The organism is Streptomyces sp. NPDC028331, assembly GCF_055565775.1.
The window spans coordinates 415,963-430,752 of the sequence record NZ_JBVHTR010000003.1 but is presented as its reverse complement, the minus strand read 5'-3'; the positions used below and the strand labels follow the sequence as shown (position 1 = coordinate 430,752).

Below are 14,790 nucleotides of genomic sequence, written 5' to 3'. Positions count from 1 at the left end.
CCGCCTCGGCAGGACGTTCGCTGATCATGACCATCGGGGCGGAGAACCGCGGCTGGCGCTGCTGAGCCTGGCGGCGCGGCTTACGCCGGGCGCGACCGGTCCGAAGGGCGCGGGCAAGCTCGCGGCGCAGTTCTCCGCGTCCTTGGACGTAGAGAGCCTGATAGACCGTCTCGTGGACCACGTGCATCTCCGGCCGCTTGGGGAACTGTGCCCGCAGAGCCTGGCAGATCTGCTCCGGACTCCACCGAAGACGCAGGCGGCTCTGGATGAAGTCCCGCAGCTCGGGGTTCTGCCCGATCTTCCCTGGCTTGGGACGGGGCCGGCGGCCATCGGCGCGGGCCTGGGCAGCGTACGGCCGGTACTGCCCGTTGACCGGGTGCCGGTTGCGGCGGATCTCCCGGCTGATAGTGGAGGGGCTGCGGCCCAGCTCAGCGGCGATCGCCCGGACGGTCGCCTTCTCTCGCAGCCGGTCGGCGATGTGGATCCGGTCGCCCTCGCGCAGGTACCGGGACGGACCGGAAGGCGGCACCACCGTGTCTATCGGTGGTGCCGCCTTCTGCCTGCGGTCGGCGCTACGGCCGTTGCGCCACTTCCTGCCGGTCCGCTCGTCGATACCGACCAGCCGGCAGGCTTCCTTGTTGCTGTAGCCCTGCTGCACGAGCCGGGAGTATTCCGCGCGCTCCCGACTCAGCTTCACAGGCCCCTGAGCCGTCCGGTCCCTGCGGATCTCGAAGTCCATTGCATCCCCTGAGCTGGGGTGTTGCAACGACTACTAGAACCTGAGGAGCGGTGGGGGCCCTTCACGTGGTGTCGGGACTCCTTCAGACGACCTGGTGCAGCCACCGCACCGGCGCGCCCTCGCCCGCGTACCGGAAGGGTTCCAGTTCGTCGTCCCACGGCTTGCCCAGGAGGCGGGCCAGTTCCGCCTCCAGGTCGCTCTCGCCGCGCTGGGAGCGGATCAGGGCCGCGCGCAGCCGGTCCTCGGGGATCAGGATGTCGCCGTGGATGCCGGTGACCGCGTGGAAGATGCCCAGGTCGGGGGTGCAGCTGTAGCGCTCGCCCTCGGCGGTCGGGCAGGGCTCCGCGGTGACCTCGAAGCGCAGGAGCTGCCAGCCGCGCAGCGCGGAGGCGAGCTTGGAGGCGGTGCCGGCCTCGCCCTGCCAGGAGAACTCCGACCTCCAGGTGCCGGGGGCGGCGGGCTGCCGGATCCAGTCGAGGTTGACGCGGGTGCCCAGCACGCCCGCGACGGCCCACTCGACGTGCGGACACAGTGCGCGGGGCGCGGAGTGCACGTACAGGACTCCACGTGTCGTCACCTGAACCTCCGGGCAGACCGCGACATCTTGTTACTTTACGGAACGGGCGTGGCAAGGGCGGCCACGGGCCGAGGCTACCGTGCGGCGGGCCGCGGAGTGTGACGTACCGTCGGTCCAGTTGCCCGTGTATGCCGAGGTTTCACCCAAGGGGACGCGGGGCTGACCCAGCGTGTTCGACGCGCTGCCGAACGAGGGGACCAGGGGATGCGGAAGCGAAGCCACCGTTTGAGGGCGGTCGCCGCGGTCGTGGCCGCGGCCGTCCTGGGGCTCGCCGGATGCGAGGCCTCCGGCGGCAATGGGGCGCGGGGCACCACGCCGTCGGCGCGGCCGTCCGCGAAGCCCGTCTGGAACCGCTCCCCCGAGTCGATCGCCGCCGTCGGCGACTCCATCACGCGCGGCTTCGACGCCTGCACCGTGCTGTCCGACTGCCCTCAGGTGTCGTGGGCGACGGGCACCGACACCCAGGTCGAGAGCCTGGCCGTACGGCTGCTCGGGGCGACCGGCGCCGCCGAGCGGAGCTGGAACTACGCGGTGACCGGGGCGCGGATGGCCGACCTGGCCGGGCAGGTCGCCCAGGCGGTGCGGCGGAAGCCGCAGCTCGTGACGGTGATGGTCGGGGCCAACGACGCCTGCCGTCCCTCCACCTCGGCGATGACCCCGGTCGGCGACTTCCGGGAGCAGTTCGAGGACGCGATGGCCGTCCTGCGCCGGTCGCTGCCCAAGGCGCAGGTGTACGTGGCCAGCGTGCCGAACCTGATGCGGCTGTGGTCCGAGGGGCGCACCAGTGCGCTCGGCAAGCAGGTGTGGAAGCTGGGCATCTGCCCGTCGATGCTGGGCGACGCGGACGCGCTGGACGCCGCGTCCGCCCGGCGGCGGGCCACGGTGCAGTCCCGGGTGGAGGCGTACAACCAGGTGCTGAAGGAGGTGTGCACGAAGGACCGGCGGTGCCGCTTCGACGGGAACGCGGTCTTCGACTACCGCTTCGGGCCCGCCCAGTTGAGCCCCTGGGACTGGTTCCACCCGAGCACGAACGGTCAGGCACGACTCGCCGAGATCGCCTACCGCACCGTCACCGCCGAGGACCCGGTGACCTAGGGTTCCCACATGAGTGAACTTTTCGGCACACTTTCCGACGGCACGGCGGTCCGCCGCTGGACGCTGGAGCGGGGCGGGGTACGGGTGCGCGTCCTGTCGTACGGCGGCATCGTGCAGTCGGCCGAGGTCCCGGACCGGGAGGGGGGCCTGGCGGACGTGGTGCTGGGCTTCCCGGACCTGGACGGCTATCTGCGCCATCCGGAGCCGTACCTCGGTGCACTGGTCGGGCGGTACGCCAACCGCATCGCCGGCGCCCGCTTCCCGCTCGACGGACGGACCTACGCCCTGGAGCCGAACAACGGTCCGAACTCGCTGCATGGCGGGTCGCGGGGCTTCGACAAGCGGGTGTGGGACGTGGAGCCGGTCGAGCACGGCATCCGGCTGTCCCGGGTGAGCCCGCACGGCGAGGAGGGCTTCCCGGGCCGGCTGGACGTCACGGCGACGTACACCCTCGACGCGGACGGCGCGCTGCGGATCGCGTACGAGGCGGTCACGGACGCGCCGACCGTGGTCAACCTGACCAACCACTCGTACTGGAACCTGGCGGGTTCGGGGAACGCGGGCGGGCACGAGCTCCGTGTCGCCGCCTCCCGGTACACACCGGTGGACGCGGACCTGATCCCGACGGGAGCGCTCGAGCCCGTCGAGGGCACCCGCTTCGACTTCCGGGCGCCCCGCAAGACGGGCTCCGGCTACGACCACAACCTCGTGCTCGACAAGGGCGTGACGCGCGCCCCGGTGGAGGTCGCCGAGCTGCACGACCCGGCGTCGGGACGCGTGCTCACCGTGTCGACGACCGAGCCCGGCCTCCAGCTCTACACGGCGGACCACCTCGGCGACCCGTTCGCCCCCGGCGACGGCATCGCGCTGGAGACCCAGCACTTCCCCGACTCCCCGAACCGGCCCGCCTTCCCGAGCACGGAGGTGCGGCCGGGCGAGGTGTACCGGTCGGAGACGGTGTACCGCTTCTCCGTGCGCTAGTGCCGCGGGAGAGCAACGAGCCCCGGTCCGGCCGTCAGGTCCCGGACCGGGGCTGTTCGCAGGGGGACTCGGTCCCGCGTCAGACGTTAATCGTCGTGGTGACCCGATGGTCGTCGATCGAGCGGCCGGCCCGGATTTCGTACGAACCCTTCACAAGGGTCCACGCGTGCGCGTGCTCGTCCCAGACCTCGAAGGCGCGGCGCGGCAGCTCGACGACGGCCTCGACGCTCTCCCCGGGTGCCGCTTCGACGCCCGCGAAGCCGGCCAGCCGGCGGGCGGGGCGGTCCGGGTCCACCTCGCCGGCAGCGAGGTAGACCTGGACGACCTCGCGCCCGGCGCGCTCACCGGTGTTGCGGACGCGGACCCTCACCGTCCGGTCCTCGACCTCGATCGCCTCGTACGTCCAGTCGGTGTAGCCGAGGCCGTGTCCGAAGGGGTACGAGGGGGTCTTCCCGGCCCTCTCCCACGCCCGGTAGCCGATGAACACGCCCTCGTCGTAGTGCAGTTCGCCGTTCCGCGGGACCACCCGGGTGACCGGGGCGTCCTCCAGCGCGCCCCAGGTGGTGGGCAGGCGGCCGCCCGGCTCGTACGCGCCCGTCAGGACGTCCGCCAGGGCCGCGCCGCCCTCCTGGCCGGGGAACCAGGTCAGCAGGACCGCCGCGACCTCGTCGCGCCACGGCAGTTCCACCGGGGAGCCCGAGTTGACGACCACCACGGTGTTCGGGTTGGCGGCGGCGACGGCGCGGACCAGGTCGTCCTGGCGGCCGGGGAGCCGGAGGTCCGTGCGGTCGAAGCCCTCGGACTCGACGCGCTCGGTGGTGGCGACCACGACGACGGCCGTGCCGGCCTCCCGCGCGGCCTGAACGGCCTCCGCGATCAGTTCGTCGGGGTCGCGCTGCGGCTCCTGGTGGGCGAGGGTGAAGGCGATGGCCTTCACCGGCGCGCCGTCGGGGAAGGTGACCACGTGGGTCAGGGAGACGTCGACCGGTTCGCCGGCGGTGAGGTCGACCCGGGCGCGGGGCTCGGGGGCGCCGAAGAAGGCGGCGAACGGGTCGTCCTCGACGGGGCGCTGGACGTCGTCGTAGTGCGTCGTGCCGTCCACGACCAGGCGGAAGGCGCCGATGCCCTTGATGCCGAAGGTGTGCGTGCCGGACTCGCGGGGCGTGAAGGTGCCGGTCAGCTCCACCGTGTGCAGGGCCTCGTGGGTGACGCCCTCGGGCAGGTCCGAACCCATCCACTGGATCTGCCCGTTGGGGGCGGAGCCGGTGCCGAGGACGGTGCCGTCGGCGGCGCGGCAGACCGCGCGCAGCGTGAACCCCCGGTCGGCGACGGCGAGTTCGGTGGCCGGGTCGGCCCCGACGGCGTACGTCAGGCCGCCCTCGGGCAGGGCGGCGGTGAGCCCGTCGAGCGGGGAGACGACCCGTGCCGGGAAGACGGTCGCGGAGCCGCCGCCGAGGACGCGGGCGTCGCGGGCGGCGGCGCCGATCAGGGCCACGGTGCCGTTCGGCGGCAGGGGCAGGGCGTTGTTCTCGTTGCGGACGAGGACGAAGGAGCGGCGGGCGATCTCCCGGGCCAGGGCCCGGCCGTCGACGTCCTGCGGAGGCCGGGTCACCACCGGTTCGGCGCCGTCCAGGATTCCGACGCGGGCGGCGAGCCGCAGCACGTTGCGCACGGCCTCGTCGACCTCGGCCTCCGCCACCCGGCCCTCGCGCACGGCACGGGCGAGCGCCTCGCCGTACACGGTGTCGGGGCCGGGCATGGCGATGTCGAGGCCGCCTCGGAGGGCGGCGACGGTGGAGCGGGCGGCCATCCAGTCGGAGACGTTGGCGCCGTCGAAGCCCCATTCGCCGCGCAGCACCTCGTTCACCAGGTGGTGGTGCTCGGTCATGGTGGTGCCGTTGACCGTGTTGTAGGCGGTCATGACGCCCCAGGGGCGGGCGTCGGCGACGATCGCCTCGAAGGGCGCCAGGTACAGCTCCCGCAGGGCGCGTTCGCCCACGACGTTGTTCACGGTGAAGCGCTCGGTCTCGGCGTCGTTGGCGACGAAGTGCTTGACGGTGGTGCCGACGCCGCCGGCCTGCACGCCCTGGACGTATCCGGTGCCGATCCGGCCGGTCAGGTACGGGTCCTCGCTGTACGCCTCGAAGTGGCGGCCGCCGAGCGGGGAGCGGTGCAGGTTGACGGTGGGCGCGAGCAGGACGTGGACGCCCTTGCGGCGGGCCTCCTGAGCGAGGAGGGTGCCCGCGCGGCGGGCCAGGTCCGGGTCCCAGGTGGCGGCGAGGGCGGTCGGGGAGGGCAGCGCGACGGACGGGTCGTCGGCGGTCCAGCGCACCCCGCGGACGCCGATCGGACCGTCGGACATCACCAGCGACTCCAGGCCGATCTGCGGGAGCGCGGGCAGCGTCCACGTGTCCTGTCCGGCCAGCAGCCGGGCCTTCGCATCCAGGTCGAGCCTGGCGAGGGCCGCCTCGACGGCCGCCTCCCGGGACCGGTCCTCGGGGGCCGGACCGGTCCCAACCGCCGTACGCGCCACTGCGGCACCTCCTCGTCGAAAGCCGATGGGCGCCTCCATCGTGCACCTGTCGCCTGTAGAGCGGTAGGTTTCGTTATCGCGTAGTTATGCACGACGGATGCCGTACGGTGACGCCATGACGACCAGGGCCAGGGGTGAGGAGCGGCGCGCGGAGATCGTGCGTGCGGCCCTGGAGGTGATCGCCGAGCGCGGCTACCGCGGCGCGAGCATGGCCGCGGTGGCCGAGCGGGTGGGCCTGACCCAGCAGGGGCTGCTGCACTACTTCCCGACCAAGGACGCGCTGCTGGTCGCCGTGCTCCGGCAGCGGGACCAGTGGGACGCGGTACCGGACGGCCGGTGGCGCCTGGAGCTGCTCGCCTCGCTCGTCGAGTACAACGCGATGCGCCCCGGCATCGTGCAGACCTTCTCCGCGCTGCTCGGCGAGAGCGTCACCGAAGGGCACCCGGCGCGCGGCTACTTCACCGCGCGGTACCGCGAGGTGCGGGCCAACATGGCGACGATGCTGCGCGCGGAGTACGGGGACCGGCTGCCGAGCGGTCTGACCCCGGAGCGCGCGGCCCCGCTGCTGGTGGCGGTGATGGACGGGCTGCAGTACCAGTGGCTGCTGGACCCGCAGTCGGTGGACATGCCGACGGCTTTCCGGGACTTCCTGACCCTGCTGGGCGAGGGCTGAAGGAGGGCCCGCCCGCGGTCACTTCCCGCCCTCGGACGCCGGTACGGCGGCCACGACCTCCACTTCGATCTGCGCCTCGGGACGGAAGAGGCGGGGCACCTCGAAGGTCATGCTGGTCGGCGGGGTGCCGGGCAGGAACTCCCGGCGTACGGCGGCGTATTCGGCGAGCCTGCCGATGTCCGTCAGATACGTACGGATGTTGATGACGTCGGCCAGGCTCGCACCGTGCGCCTTGAGCAGGGCGTCGATCGTCTCGAACACACCGCGGCTCTGCTCGGCCAGCGTCGCACCCTCGGCGATCTGCCCGGAGAGGAACAACAGGGCGCTGCCGTCGGCGTGTTCGACGCGGGCGACCTGGGAGTAGTAGGGGCTCAGGGGCTGGGGCGCGGAGGCGGGGTTGTCCAGGGTGATCTGCATGCCGCCGACGCTATGGAAGCGCGTGGGATGCGACAAGCGAATGTCTAGCATGGATGCCATGCGCCTCTCGCATGACGCCGCGTCCGACTCGTCGTACGACGTCCCCGACCTGTCCACCGTCTGGCTGCGCGTGTTCCTCGAGGTCGCGCGGCAGGGCTCGTTCACGGTGGCGGCACGGGTGCTCGGCTGGACGCAGTCCGCGGTGTCCCGGCAGATCTCCGCGCTGGAGTCGGCGCTCGGCGGGACCCGGCTGTTCGACCGGCTGCCGCGAGGTGTTCGGCTCACCGAGGCGGGCCGGGCGCTCGTCCCGCACGCGGAGGCGGTCGCCGAGTCGCTGCACACGGCGGCGCGGGAGTTCGCGGCCCTGCGGGACGTGGCGGGCGGACGGCTGGTGTTCGGCGCGTTCGCGACCGCGGACGCGGCGCTGGTACCGCGCGCCCTGGCCGCCTTCCGCGCCCGCCACCCGCGCGTGCGCGTCTCCCGGGAGGAGGGCCTGACGCCCGGTCTCCTCCAGCGGCTGACGGCCGGGCATCTCGATCTGGCGATCGTCTCCACGACCGGGCGGGCCCCGCTGGACGGGTACGAGTTGCACCATCTGCTGGACGAGTCCCTGTACGTCGCCGTCCCCGCGGACCACCCCCTCGCGCACCGACCGCGTCCGGTACGGCTCGCCCGGCTCGCCGACGCCGACTGGATCTCCGGCAGCCCGCGCCCCGAGGGCACGCTCCTCGACGCGGCCCTGCGGCAGGGCTTCCGCCCGCGGGTCGCGCACGTCGTGGCCGAGTGGACCGCCAAGCTCGGGTACGTCGCCGCCGGGCTGGGCGTGGCACTGGTGCCGGCGCTCGCCGCGGAGTCCGTACGGCCGGACGTCTGTCTGCTCCCGCTGCTGGACGAAGGCGGGCCGGGCCGGGCGGTGTACGCGGCGACGGTGCGGGGGCGGTCGTTGTCCCCGGCCGGGGAGGCGTTCGTGGCGGCCTTGCGGGAGGCGGCGGCGTATGTGCCGGGGGCCGCCCTCAGGAGCGGCGGGTGATCTGCTCGTCCTGCGCGGTGTCCTCCGGGTCCCGGGTGTCCTCCGTCTCCTGGGTGTTCTCCTCGCCCAGCAGGTCCCGGGCCAGGAGTGTGGCGCCCGCGACCGCGCCCGGCATCAGGAAGACGGCGACGAAGGGGACGAGGAAGGCGAGGCCGAGGGGCGTGCCGAAGCCCCAGACGAGCAGTTTGCGGGAGCGCAACAGGGCGAGGCGCTCGCGGAGTTCGACGCTGCGGCGCTGGAGCGCGACGGCGGTGAGTTCCTCGGTGAGGAAGAAGCCGGTGACGAAGAACCCGATGACCGGGACGACGGTCTGGCCGACGAACGGCAGGAAGCCGAGGGCGAAGAGGAGGACGCCCCAGAGCGCGGCCCGTACGAGGATGCGGAGGCTGTCCCGGGCCGATATCCACATCTCGCGGTGCAGGGGCAGGTCGGACTCGGGTGCCGTGCCGTCCGGGGAGACGTCGCGGTCGACCTTCTCCGAGAGGTTCTCGTAGAAGGGCTGGCCTATGAGGAGGGTGACGGCGGTGAAGGTGAGGACGGCGAGGAGGAGGGCGAGGGCGAACAGCACGACGGTGAGGAAACCGCGGAAGAGCCCGGGCCAGGGGTCCGGCCAGCTTTCGGCGAAGGGGGTGGCCCAGGTGACCAGGTCGTCGCCCCACAGTGCGAGGGCGACGAGCGCCGCGGCGTACAGGACGAGGGTGATCAGACCCGGCAGGAGGCCGAAGCCGTACTGCCCGCCGTTGCGGGCCACCCAGCGTTGGCCCTTGAGGAGATAGCCGAGTCCCGCGCCCAGATCATGCATGGGAAAACACTATCGGCGGCCGGGCTTTCGATTGTCATGGAGGTGTCACCGTCGTTCCTCATCCTCATGCCGGTGTCACCGTCGTTCCTCATCCTCATGCCGGTGTCACGGTCGTTCGTTCGTCAGGCGGGTGTCACCGTCACCACCACCGCCCGCTCCGCCGCCGGGCTCATCGCCGCCGACACCCGTACCGCCGTGGCCCTGGTGACGCGGCCGGTCCGCGAAGCCGCCGCCAGCAGCAGGGGCTGGATCTGTTCCAGACCCGTGACGAGGAGTTCCTCGCCCGCCAGCAGGACCGGGCGGGCCGCCTTCGTCGTCGCGGCGGCCGCTTCCGTGAGGTCGGCCAGCGGTGGCAGGGCCGCCCGGACCAGAGTCGCCCCCGTGGCCGCGGCCCGTTCGGTCAGGTCGGCCTGGAGCGGCAGCAGGGGGGCCAGCGCGGACGTCAACGCCTCGGCGATGCGCGTGAGTTCGGGTGCCGCGTCCCGCAGGGCTCCGGCCGCGGCGCGGACCACCGGGGTCAGCGCGAGCAGCGTGCCCGCCGCGAGACCGGCCGCCGCGGGCAGCAGCGGGGAGGTGGCCTCCACCAGTTCCGCCACGACCGCCGCGATCTCCTCCAGCGCGGGTTCCACGGCGTCGAGCACCGGCAGCAGGCCCTCGCCGAGGGCGGCCAGCAGGGCCTGTGCCGGTTCGCTCGCCGGGTGCCCGGCCAACGGCGCCCCGGCGGTGCCCAGCCGGGTCAGGGTGTCGAGGAACCGGTAGAACGTCTCCTGCGCCCGCGGTGAGGCGCTCGCCTCCGCCAGCTCCGCCGTGGTCTGCCGCAGCACGCGCAGCGCCTCGGCGCCTGAGCCGTCCCGCGGGTCGAGGGTGTTGACGGCGATCCTGGTGATGTTGCCGGCCGTGTCCAGGAGCTGGCCGGCGACGTCGGTGGTGCCGCGCGCCAGGCGCATCACGTCGTGCCAGCGGGGGAGCGTCGGAATCGGGGACATGGGCGGCCCTCCTCGCTCCTCAGCATGCCCTGTCCGGGCCGCCGGGGCCGCCGAGTTCGGGCATCCGTCACCGCCGGTCCATGTCCCCGCCTTCTGGAGCACGCCCCGGAGCGCGCCTCCCGATACACGACCTCTGGAGCACGCCTCCCGGAGCGCGCCTCCCGATACACGACCTCTGGAGCACGCCTTCTCGGCACGCCGCCCGGAACGCGCCTTCCGTGACAGGCCCCTGGAACACGCCCCCCGGGCACACCTTCCGGCGCCGGCGATTCCCCCAGGCGGCCGACGCGGCGGAGGCCGCACCCCACGTCCAGACGCGGCGGAGGCCGCACCCCACGTCCAAGGGTGCGGCCTCCGCCGTACGCAACGACCGCGGTCAGGCGGGCGTCACGGTGCGGCCGGGGTGTTGTGCCCGGTCAGAGCTTGACGATCATCTTGCCGATGTTGTCGCCGCGCAGGACGCCGAAGAACGCCTCCAGGTTGTTCTCGATGCCCTCGACGACGGTCTCCCGGTACTTCAGCTCGCCGGAGCGGACCCAGGGGCCGACCTCCTCGACGAACTGCGGCTGCAGGTCGTAGTGGTCGCCGACCAGGAAGCCCTCGATCCGGCCGCGCGTCTGGATGAGCCGGGCGAGGTTCTTCGGGCCGGGGGCGGGCTCGGTGTTGTTGTAGACGGAGATCATGCCGCAGACGGCGATGCGGCCACCGCGGTTGAGGGAGCCGATGGCCGCCTCCAGGTGGTCGCCGCCGACGTTGTCGAAGTAGACGTCGACCCCGTCGGGGGCGGCGGCGCGGAGCTGCTCGTTCACGGGGCCGTTCTTGTAGTTGAAGGCGGCGTCGAAGCCGTACTCCTCCAGCAGCAGCTTGACCTTCTCGTCGGAGCCGGCGGAACCGATGACCCGGGAGGCGCCCTTGAGCTTGGCGATCTGGCCGACCTGGCTGCCGACGGCGCCCGCGGCGCCGGAGACGAAGACGGAGTCGCCCTCCTTGAAGGCGGCGGTGCGCAGCAGGCCGGCGTAGGCGGTGAGCCCGGTCATGCCCAGCACGCCGAGGTAGGTGGACAGCGGCGCGGCGTCCGGGTCCACCTTGACGGCCTGCCCGGCGTCGACGATGCCGTACTCACGCCACCCCATGAAGTGCAGGACGTGGTCGCCGACGGCGATCCCGTCCGCGTTCGAGGCGACGACCTCGCCGACCGCGCCGCCCTGCATCGGCCGGTTCAGCTCGAAGGGGGCGACGTAGGACTTCGCGGCGCTCATCCGGCCACGCATGTAGGGGTCCACGGAGAGGTACTCGTTCCGCACCAGCACCTGGCCCTCACCGGGCTGCGGTACCTCGGCCTCGACGAGCGCGAAGTCGTCGGGCCGGGGCCAGCCGACGGGCCGGCTGAGCAGGTGCCATTCGCGGCTGACGGCGGGGGGCGTGGGGGTGTCGGTCATGGCGCCTTTCCTCACGTGGGCTTCCAGAATAGTTCAGTACCTGAAACAACCATGCTCCTGAATATTTCAGGCTGTCAAGTAAAGAGGTAACCTTGACCGCATGGCCACGCAGAGGACATCGCGTATCGACCCCGTGACGCTGGAGGTCGTGGAGCTCATCGGCAGCGTCGTGGCCCGCTACCACGAGGAGTACGAGGAGGCGGCGGCCGAGCACGCGCTGACCGGGGCGCAGGCGCGGCTGTTGAGCCTGCTGTCGCTGGAGCCGCTGCCGATGCGACGGCTCGCGCAGAAGCTGAAGTGCGAGCCGTCGAACGTCACCGGGATCGTGGACCGGCTGGAGGCCCGGGGCCTGGTGGAGCGCCGCCCGGATCCGGCGGACCGGCGTGTGAAGCTGGCGGCGGCGACGGAGGAGGGGCGGCGGGTGGCCCGCGGACTGCGCGACTCGCTGGACTTCGCCCGCGAGCCGCTGGCGGGGCTGTCCCGCGAGGAACGGCTGTCCCTGCGGGATCTGCTGCGGCGGATGCTGGACGGCTCCGCCGCGGGCCGCGGCTGACCGGAGCCGCCCCTCGTACCGACCGCCGGGGGTCCGCCCCGGTTTCCCGCCCCCGCCGCCCCGCCGTGCCCGGGCCCGGGGGCGGCACCCCCGGGCCCGGGCGTCGGCCCACGGCCTCGTCCTCAGACGCCGGACGGGCTGGACGTGCCCTCCGTTCGGCCGCGTTGTGCCGGTACCGTGCCGCCGTCCAGGCGGTACTGCTCGGACTGGACCAGGTACATGCGCCGGAAGAGGCCCGGGCCGTTCCCGTCCCGCCGCATGAGCTCGTCGAAGCTGCCGTGCTCCGCCACCCGGCCGTGCTCCAGGACGTAGATCTCGTCGGCGTGCCGGACGCTGTGGAGGCGGTGGGTGATCAGGACGATCGTCTGGCCCTCCGCCGCGAGCTCGCGGATCCGGTCGAAGACGCGTTGCTCGGCCTCCGCGTCCAGGGCGCTCGTGGGCTCGTCCACCACGAGGATCCGCGCGTCGCGGTGGCGGGCCCGGGCGATGCCCAGGCGCTGCCACTGGCCGCCGGAGATCTGGTGGCCGCCCTTGTAGCCGCGGGCCAGCAGGGTGTCCCAGCCCCGGGGCAGGGAGTCGACGGTCTCGTCGGCGCCCGCGTACTCGGCCGCGGCGTGCAGCAGCTCGTCGTCGTACGGTGCCTCGGGGCGGCCGATGGCGACGTTGATGCGGGCGGTGAAGGGCCAGCGGTAGAAGTCCTGGGCGACGACGGCGATGCGGTCGAAGAGGTCGGCGCGGTCCGCCTCGGTGGCGTCCACGTCGTCCCACAGGATCCGTCCCCCGTCCGGGGCGTACAGCCCGCACAGCAGCTTGGCCAGCGTGCTCTTGCCGCTGCCGTTGTTGCCCACCAGGGCGACGATCTTCCCGGTGGGGATGGTGACGTTCACGCCGTCCAGGGCGGGACGGCTGTCGGTCGTGCCCGGGTAGGTGAAGGTGACGTTCTCGAAGCGGACGGCGCCGACCCGCCGCGGCAGCGGTCGGCCGGTGGTCGGGATGAGGCGGCGGTCGGCCTCCCGGCACAGCCGGTCCAGGTCGGCGACGAACAGGCTCTCCTCGTACAGGTAGTTGAGCTGGACGACCAGGGCTTCGAGGTTCGCGGAGCCGGTGCGGATGGCGATCACCGCGGTGCCGGCCACCGCCAGGCCCATGACGCCGGTCCACAGCAGCAGGCCGAGCACGGTGTACGCGGCCAGGGTGGCGAGGCCCGTCCAGCCGGAGGCGATCAGCCCCGTACGGGCGGCCAGGGACGCCAGCCGGGTCTGTTCCCGCTCGCCGGTCTCGGCCATCGTGCGGAAGTGCTTCAGCAGGAACGGACCGATGCCGTGCACCCGCACCTCGGGCGCGGCCTCGACGTCGATGAGCAGCCGCCCGAGGAGCTGCCCGGCCCGGGCGTGCTGGACCCAGGTGTGGAAGGAGACGTAGCGCCGGCGGGCGATGGTCAGTGCGCTCCAGGCGCTCGGCAGGGTCATCACCGCCAGCAGCGGCAGCAGCGCCGGGTGCAGCGCGGTCAGCACACCGGCCGCCGCGACCAGCGCGATCGACGCGGTGATCACCGACGAACAGAACCTGATCATCCGGCGGGCCGACTCCGCGCCCCACTGGGCGGAGTCGAGCAGCTTGTGGAACTCCTCGTCCTCCACCGCCGCCAGCTCCACCCGCGCGACCCGCCCCAGGTACTCCTCGGTGGCCACCCGGAACACCTTCGGCTCCAGACGCCCGGTACCGGCCGTGGAGAGGGACTTCAGCAGCGCGCCGACGACGGCGGTGACGGCCACGGCGGCCAACGCGGGCGCGGCGGCGGCGAGCCGCTGGGTGGTGTCGCCCTGCCCGAACAACTGCGCAAGGACCCGGTTGACCGCGACCAGACCGACCGCCTGCGCGATGCCACCGCCGATCTCCGCCACGGCGACCTGCCGCAGCGCCCGCGGATCCGCGCGGTGGGCCAGCCGGATCGTGGACCCGATCAGCCGGGGCATCCGCGCGATCATGGCCCGCAGCCCCAGCTCCAGGAACGAGCCGTCGTGCCGGTTCCACCCCAGGTCGTACCGGAGCGGACCGCCGAACAACAGCCGCTCCGACTCCGAGACTCCCTCCTCGCCGCCTTCGGTCCGTGCCGTGCGTTTCGTCCGCGTCCTCATACGAGCCGTTCCCCCTTCACCAGCCGGTCGAGTGCGTGCCGGGCGCGTTCGGCGGCCGGCGGGTCGTTGACGATGCCCCGGGTGATGCCGGTGACGGCGGCCGGCGCGGCCGGACGGCCAGGCGCGTGCCGTTCGGCGTCCGTCCGGTCGCGGCCGTGGCCGTCGTGGTGGCCGGCGGCCGGCAGACACCGGGGCCGTACCGCGTGCCGGGACGCGGCGGACCGCGGGCGGAGGAGCCCACCGCCCGCCTGCTCGAACATCAGGTCTGTGTCGATGACGCGGGGAGGTGGGCGCATGGGACTCCTTCGCTGACGACGGCTGGGACATGCGCCTGGACAACGCTGCTGATCAGCGCCGCGTAACGGACGATTCGTCGAGCAAAAGTTCGAGCCATGGGCACGCCGCCCGTCAGGGCTGGATGCGGCTGCCGTGGTGCGTAGTTCGAATCACCCGGACGGGACGCGTCACTCGATCCGGGGATTGCCTGGCCGTGGGGCGGGGCCGCCGCCCAGATGACCGTGGCCCGGCTTCCCGGGCCTGAGCCTGCGCGCGACGGCCACCTCCCGGTGCCTACGCCCGCACGCGACGGCCGGGTCGGCGATCTGTACGAGCGGGCCCGGTCAGCCGCCCCCGCGCCGGGTGGGCACGCGCCTGAGCTCGCCCTGCATCACCTGACGGACGACCCGCAGGCGCACTGGCGCACCCGCGAAACGCTAGTGGTGTGGGCCGAAAGGGGTCCCGGCTTGTGCCCAAAACCTTCTTTCCAATCACCCGGGGTAACACCACAAGAAACGATTGCCCACTTTCTTTTTGGGAGAGTGGGTTGT

At 72.9% G+C, this 14,790-nt stretch carries 14 protein-coding genes; 5 read left to right on the top strand and 9 right to left on the bottom strand.

Features of this window, described 5'->3' with window-relative positions:
- Both ACZ4SW_RS06025 and ACZ4SW_RS06020 read right to left on the bottom strand, forming a co-directional pair.
- Positions 1–739 (bottom strand): IS30 family transposase (locus ACZ4SW_RS06025; protein ID WP_468238493.1); only part of this gene is annotated, 739 nt, incomplete at its 3' end.
- An 82-nt stretch (positions 740–821) separates the two neighbouring features.
- Complete coding sequence (locus tag ACZ4SW_RS06020; RefSeq protein WP_263229724.1) at positions 822–1,316, bottom strand: DUF3145 domain-containing protein; 495 nt, start codon at positions 1,314–1,316, stop codon at positions 822–824.
- Between the two features lie 204 nt (positions 1,317–1,520).
- On the opposite strand from ACZ4SW_RS06020, the gene ACZ4SW_RS06015 reads away from it, so the two are divergent.
- Entirely contained in the window at positions 1,521–2,411 is an 891-nt protein-coding gene (locus ACZ4SW_RS06015; protein ID WP_468238490.1) for an SGNH/GDSL hydrolase family protein, read from the top strand.
- A gap of 9 nt (positions 2,412–2,420) precedes the next feature.
- The gene (locus ACZ4SW_RS06010) at positions 2,421–3,392 is read left to right on the top strand and encodes an aldose epimerase family protein (protein ID WP_468238488.1); all 972 of its coding nucleotides are present in this window, start codon (positions 2,421–2,423) and stop codon (positions 3,390–3,392) included.
- Between the two features lie 79 nt (positions 3,393–3,471).
- Here the strand turns inward: ACZ4SW_RS06010 and ACZ4SW_RS06005 are convergent, their stop codons facing one another.
- A complete protein-coding gene (locus tag ACZ4SW_RS06005; protein WP_468238486.1) occupies positions 3,472–5,964 on the bottom strand; it encodes a beta-glucosidase H in 2,493 nt (830 codons plus the stop codon).
- A 58-nt stretch (positions 5,965–6,022) separates the two neighbouring features.
- Here ACZ4SW_RS06005 and ACZ4SW_RS06000 point away from each other — a divergent pair, with 58 nt between their 5' ends.
- Positions 6,023–6,598 carry a TetR/AcrR family transcriptional regulator gene (locus ACZ4SW_RS06000; protein ID WP_468238483.1) on the top strand — a complete coding sequence of 192 codons (576 nt, stop codon included), beginning with the start codon at positions 6,023–6,025 and terminating at the stop codon, positions 6,596–6,598.
- 18 nt (positions 6,599–6,616) lie between these two features.
- On the opposite strand, the gene ACZ4SW_RS05995 is transcribed toward ACZ4SW_RS06000, so the two are convergent.
- Entirely contained in the window at positions 6,617–7,015 is a 399-nt protein-coding gene (locus ACZ4SW_RS05995; RefSeq protein WP_468238482.1) for a RidA family protein, read from the bottom strand.
- Positions 7,016–7,073: 58 nt separating this feature from the next.
- Here ACZ4SW_RS05995 and ACZ4SW_RS05990 point away from each other — a divergent pair, with 58 nt between their 5' ends.
- Positions 7,074–8,045, top strand: a complete 972-nt coding sequence (locus tag ACZ4SW_RS05990; RefSeq protein WP_468238479.1) for a LysR family transcriptional regulator — start codon at positions 7,074–7,076, stop codon at positions 8,043–8,045.
- On the opposite strand, the gene ACZ4SW_RS05985 is transcribed toward ACZ4SW_RS05990, so the two are convergent.
- From ACZ4SW_RS05985 to ACZ4SW_RS05975, 3 genes are all read right to left on the bottom strand, one after another.
- A complete protein-coding gene (locus ACZ4SW_RS05985) occupies positions 8,029–8,847 on the bottom strand; it encodes an EI24 domain-containing protein (RefSeq protein ID WP_468238476.1) in 819 nt (272 codons plus the stop codon). The two genes, ACZ4SW_RS05990 and ACZ4SW_RS05985, sit on opposite strands and share 17 nt — an antisense overlap.
- 122 nt (positions 8,848–8,969) lie before the next feature.
- Positions 8,970–9,833 (bottom strand): hypothetical protein, encoded by an 864-nt coding sequence (locus ACZ4SW_RS05980; RefSeq protein WP_468238473.1) that lies wholly within the window; start codon positions 9,831–9,833, stop codon positions 8,970–8,972.
- A gap of 416 nt (positions 9,834–10,249) precedes the next feature.
- On the bottom strand, positions 10,250–11,272 hold the full coding sequence (locus ACZ4SW_RS05975) for an NADP-dependent oxidoreductase (RefSeq protein ID WP_468238470.1): 1,023 nt from the start codon (positions 11,270–11,272) through the stop codon (positions 10,250–10,252).
- A gap of 100 nt (positions 11,273–11,372) precedes the next feature.
- On the opposite strand from ACZ4SW_RS05975, the gene ACZ4SW_RS05970 reads away from it, so the two are divergent.
- Positions 11,373–11,825, top strand: a complete 453-nt coding sequence (locus tag ACZ4SW_RS05970; RefSeq protein ID WP_468238468.1) for a MarR family winged helix-turn-helix transcriptional regulator — start codon at positions 11,373–11,375, stop codon at positions 11,823–11,825.
- A 122-nt stretch (positions 11,826–11,947) separates the two neighbouring features.
- Here the strand turns inward: ACZ4SW_RS05970 and ACZ4SW_RS05965 are convergent, their stop codons facing one another.
- Positions 11,948–13,963: an ABC transporter ATP-binding protein gene (locus ACZ4SW_RS05965; protein ID WP_468238466.1), complete on the bottom strand. Its 2,016-nt coding sequence runs from the start codon at positions 13,961–13,963 to the stop codon at positions 11,948–11,950.
- On the bottom strand, positions 13,960–14,259 hold the full coding sequence (locus ACZ4SW_RS05960) for a hypothetical protein (RefSeq protein WP_468238463.1): 300 nt from the start codon (positions 14,257–14,259) through the stop codon (positions 13,960–13,962). Before ACZ4SW_RS05960 ends, ACZ4SW_RS05965 begins: the two co-directional genes overlap by 4 nt.
- Positions 14,260–14,790: the final 531 nt, after the last annotated feature.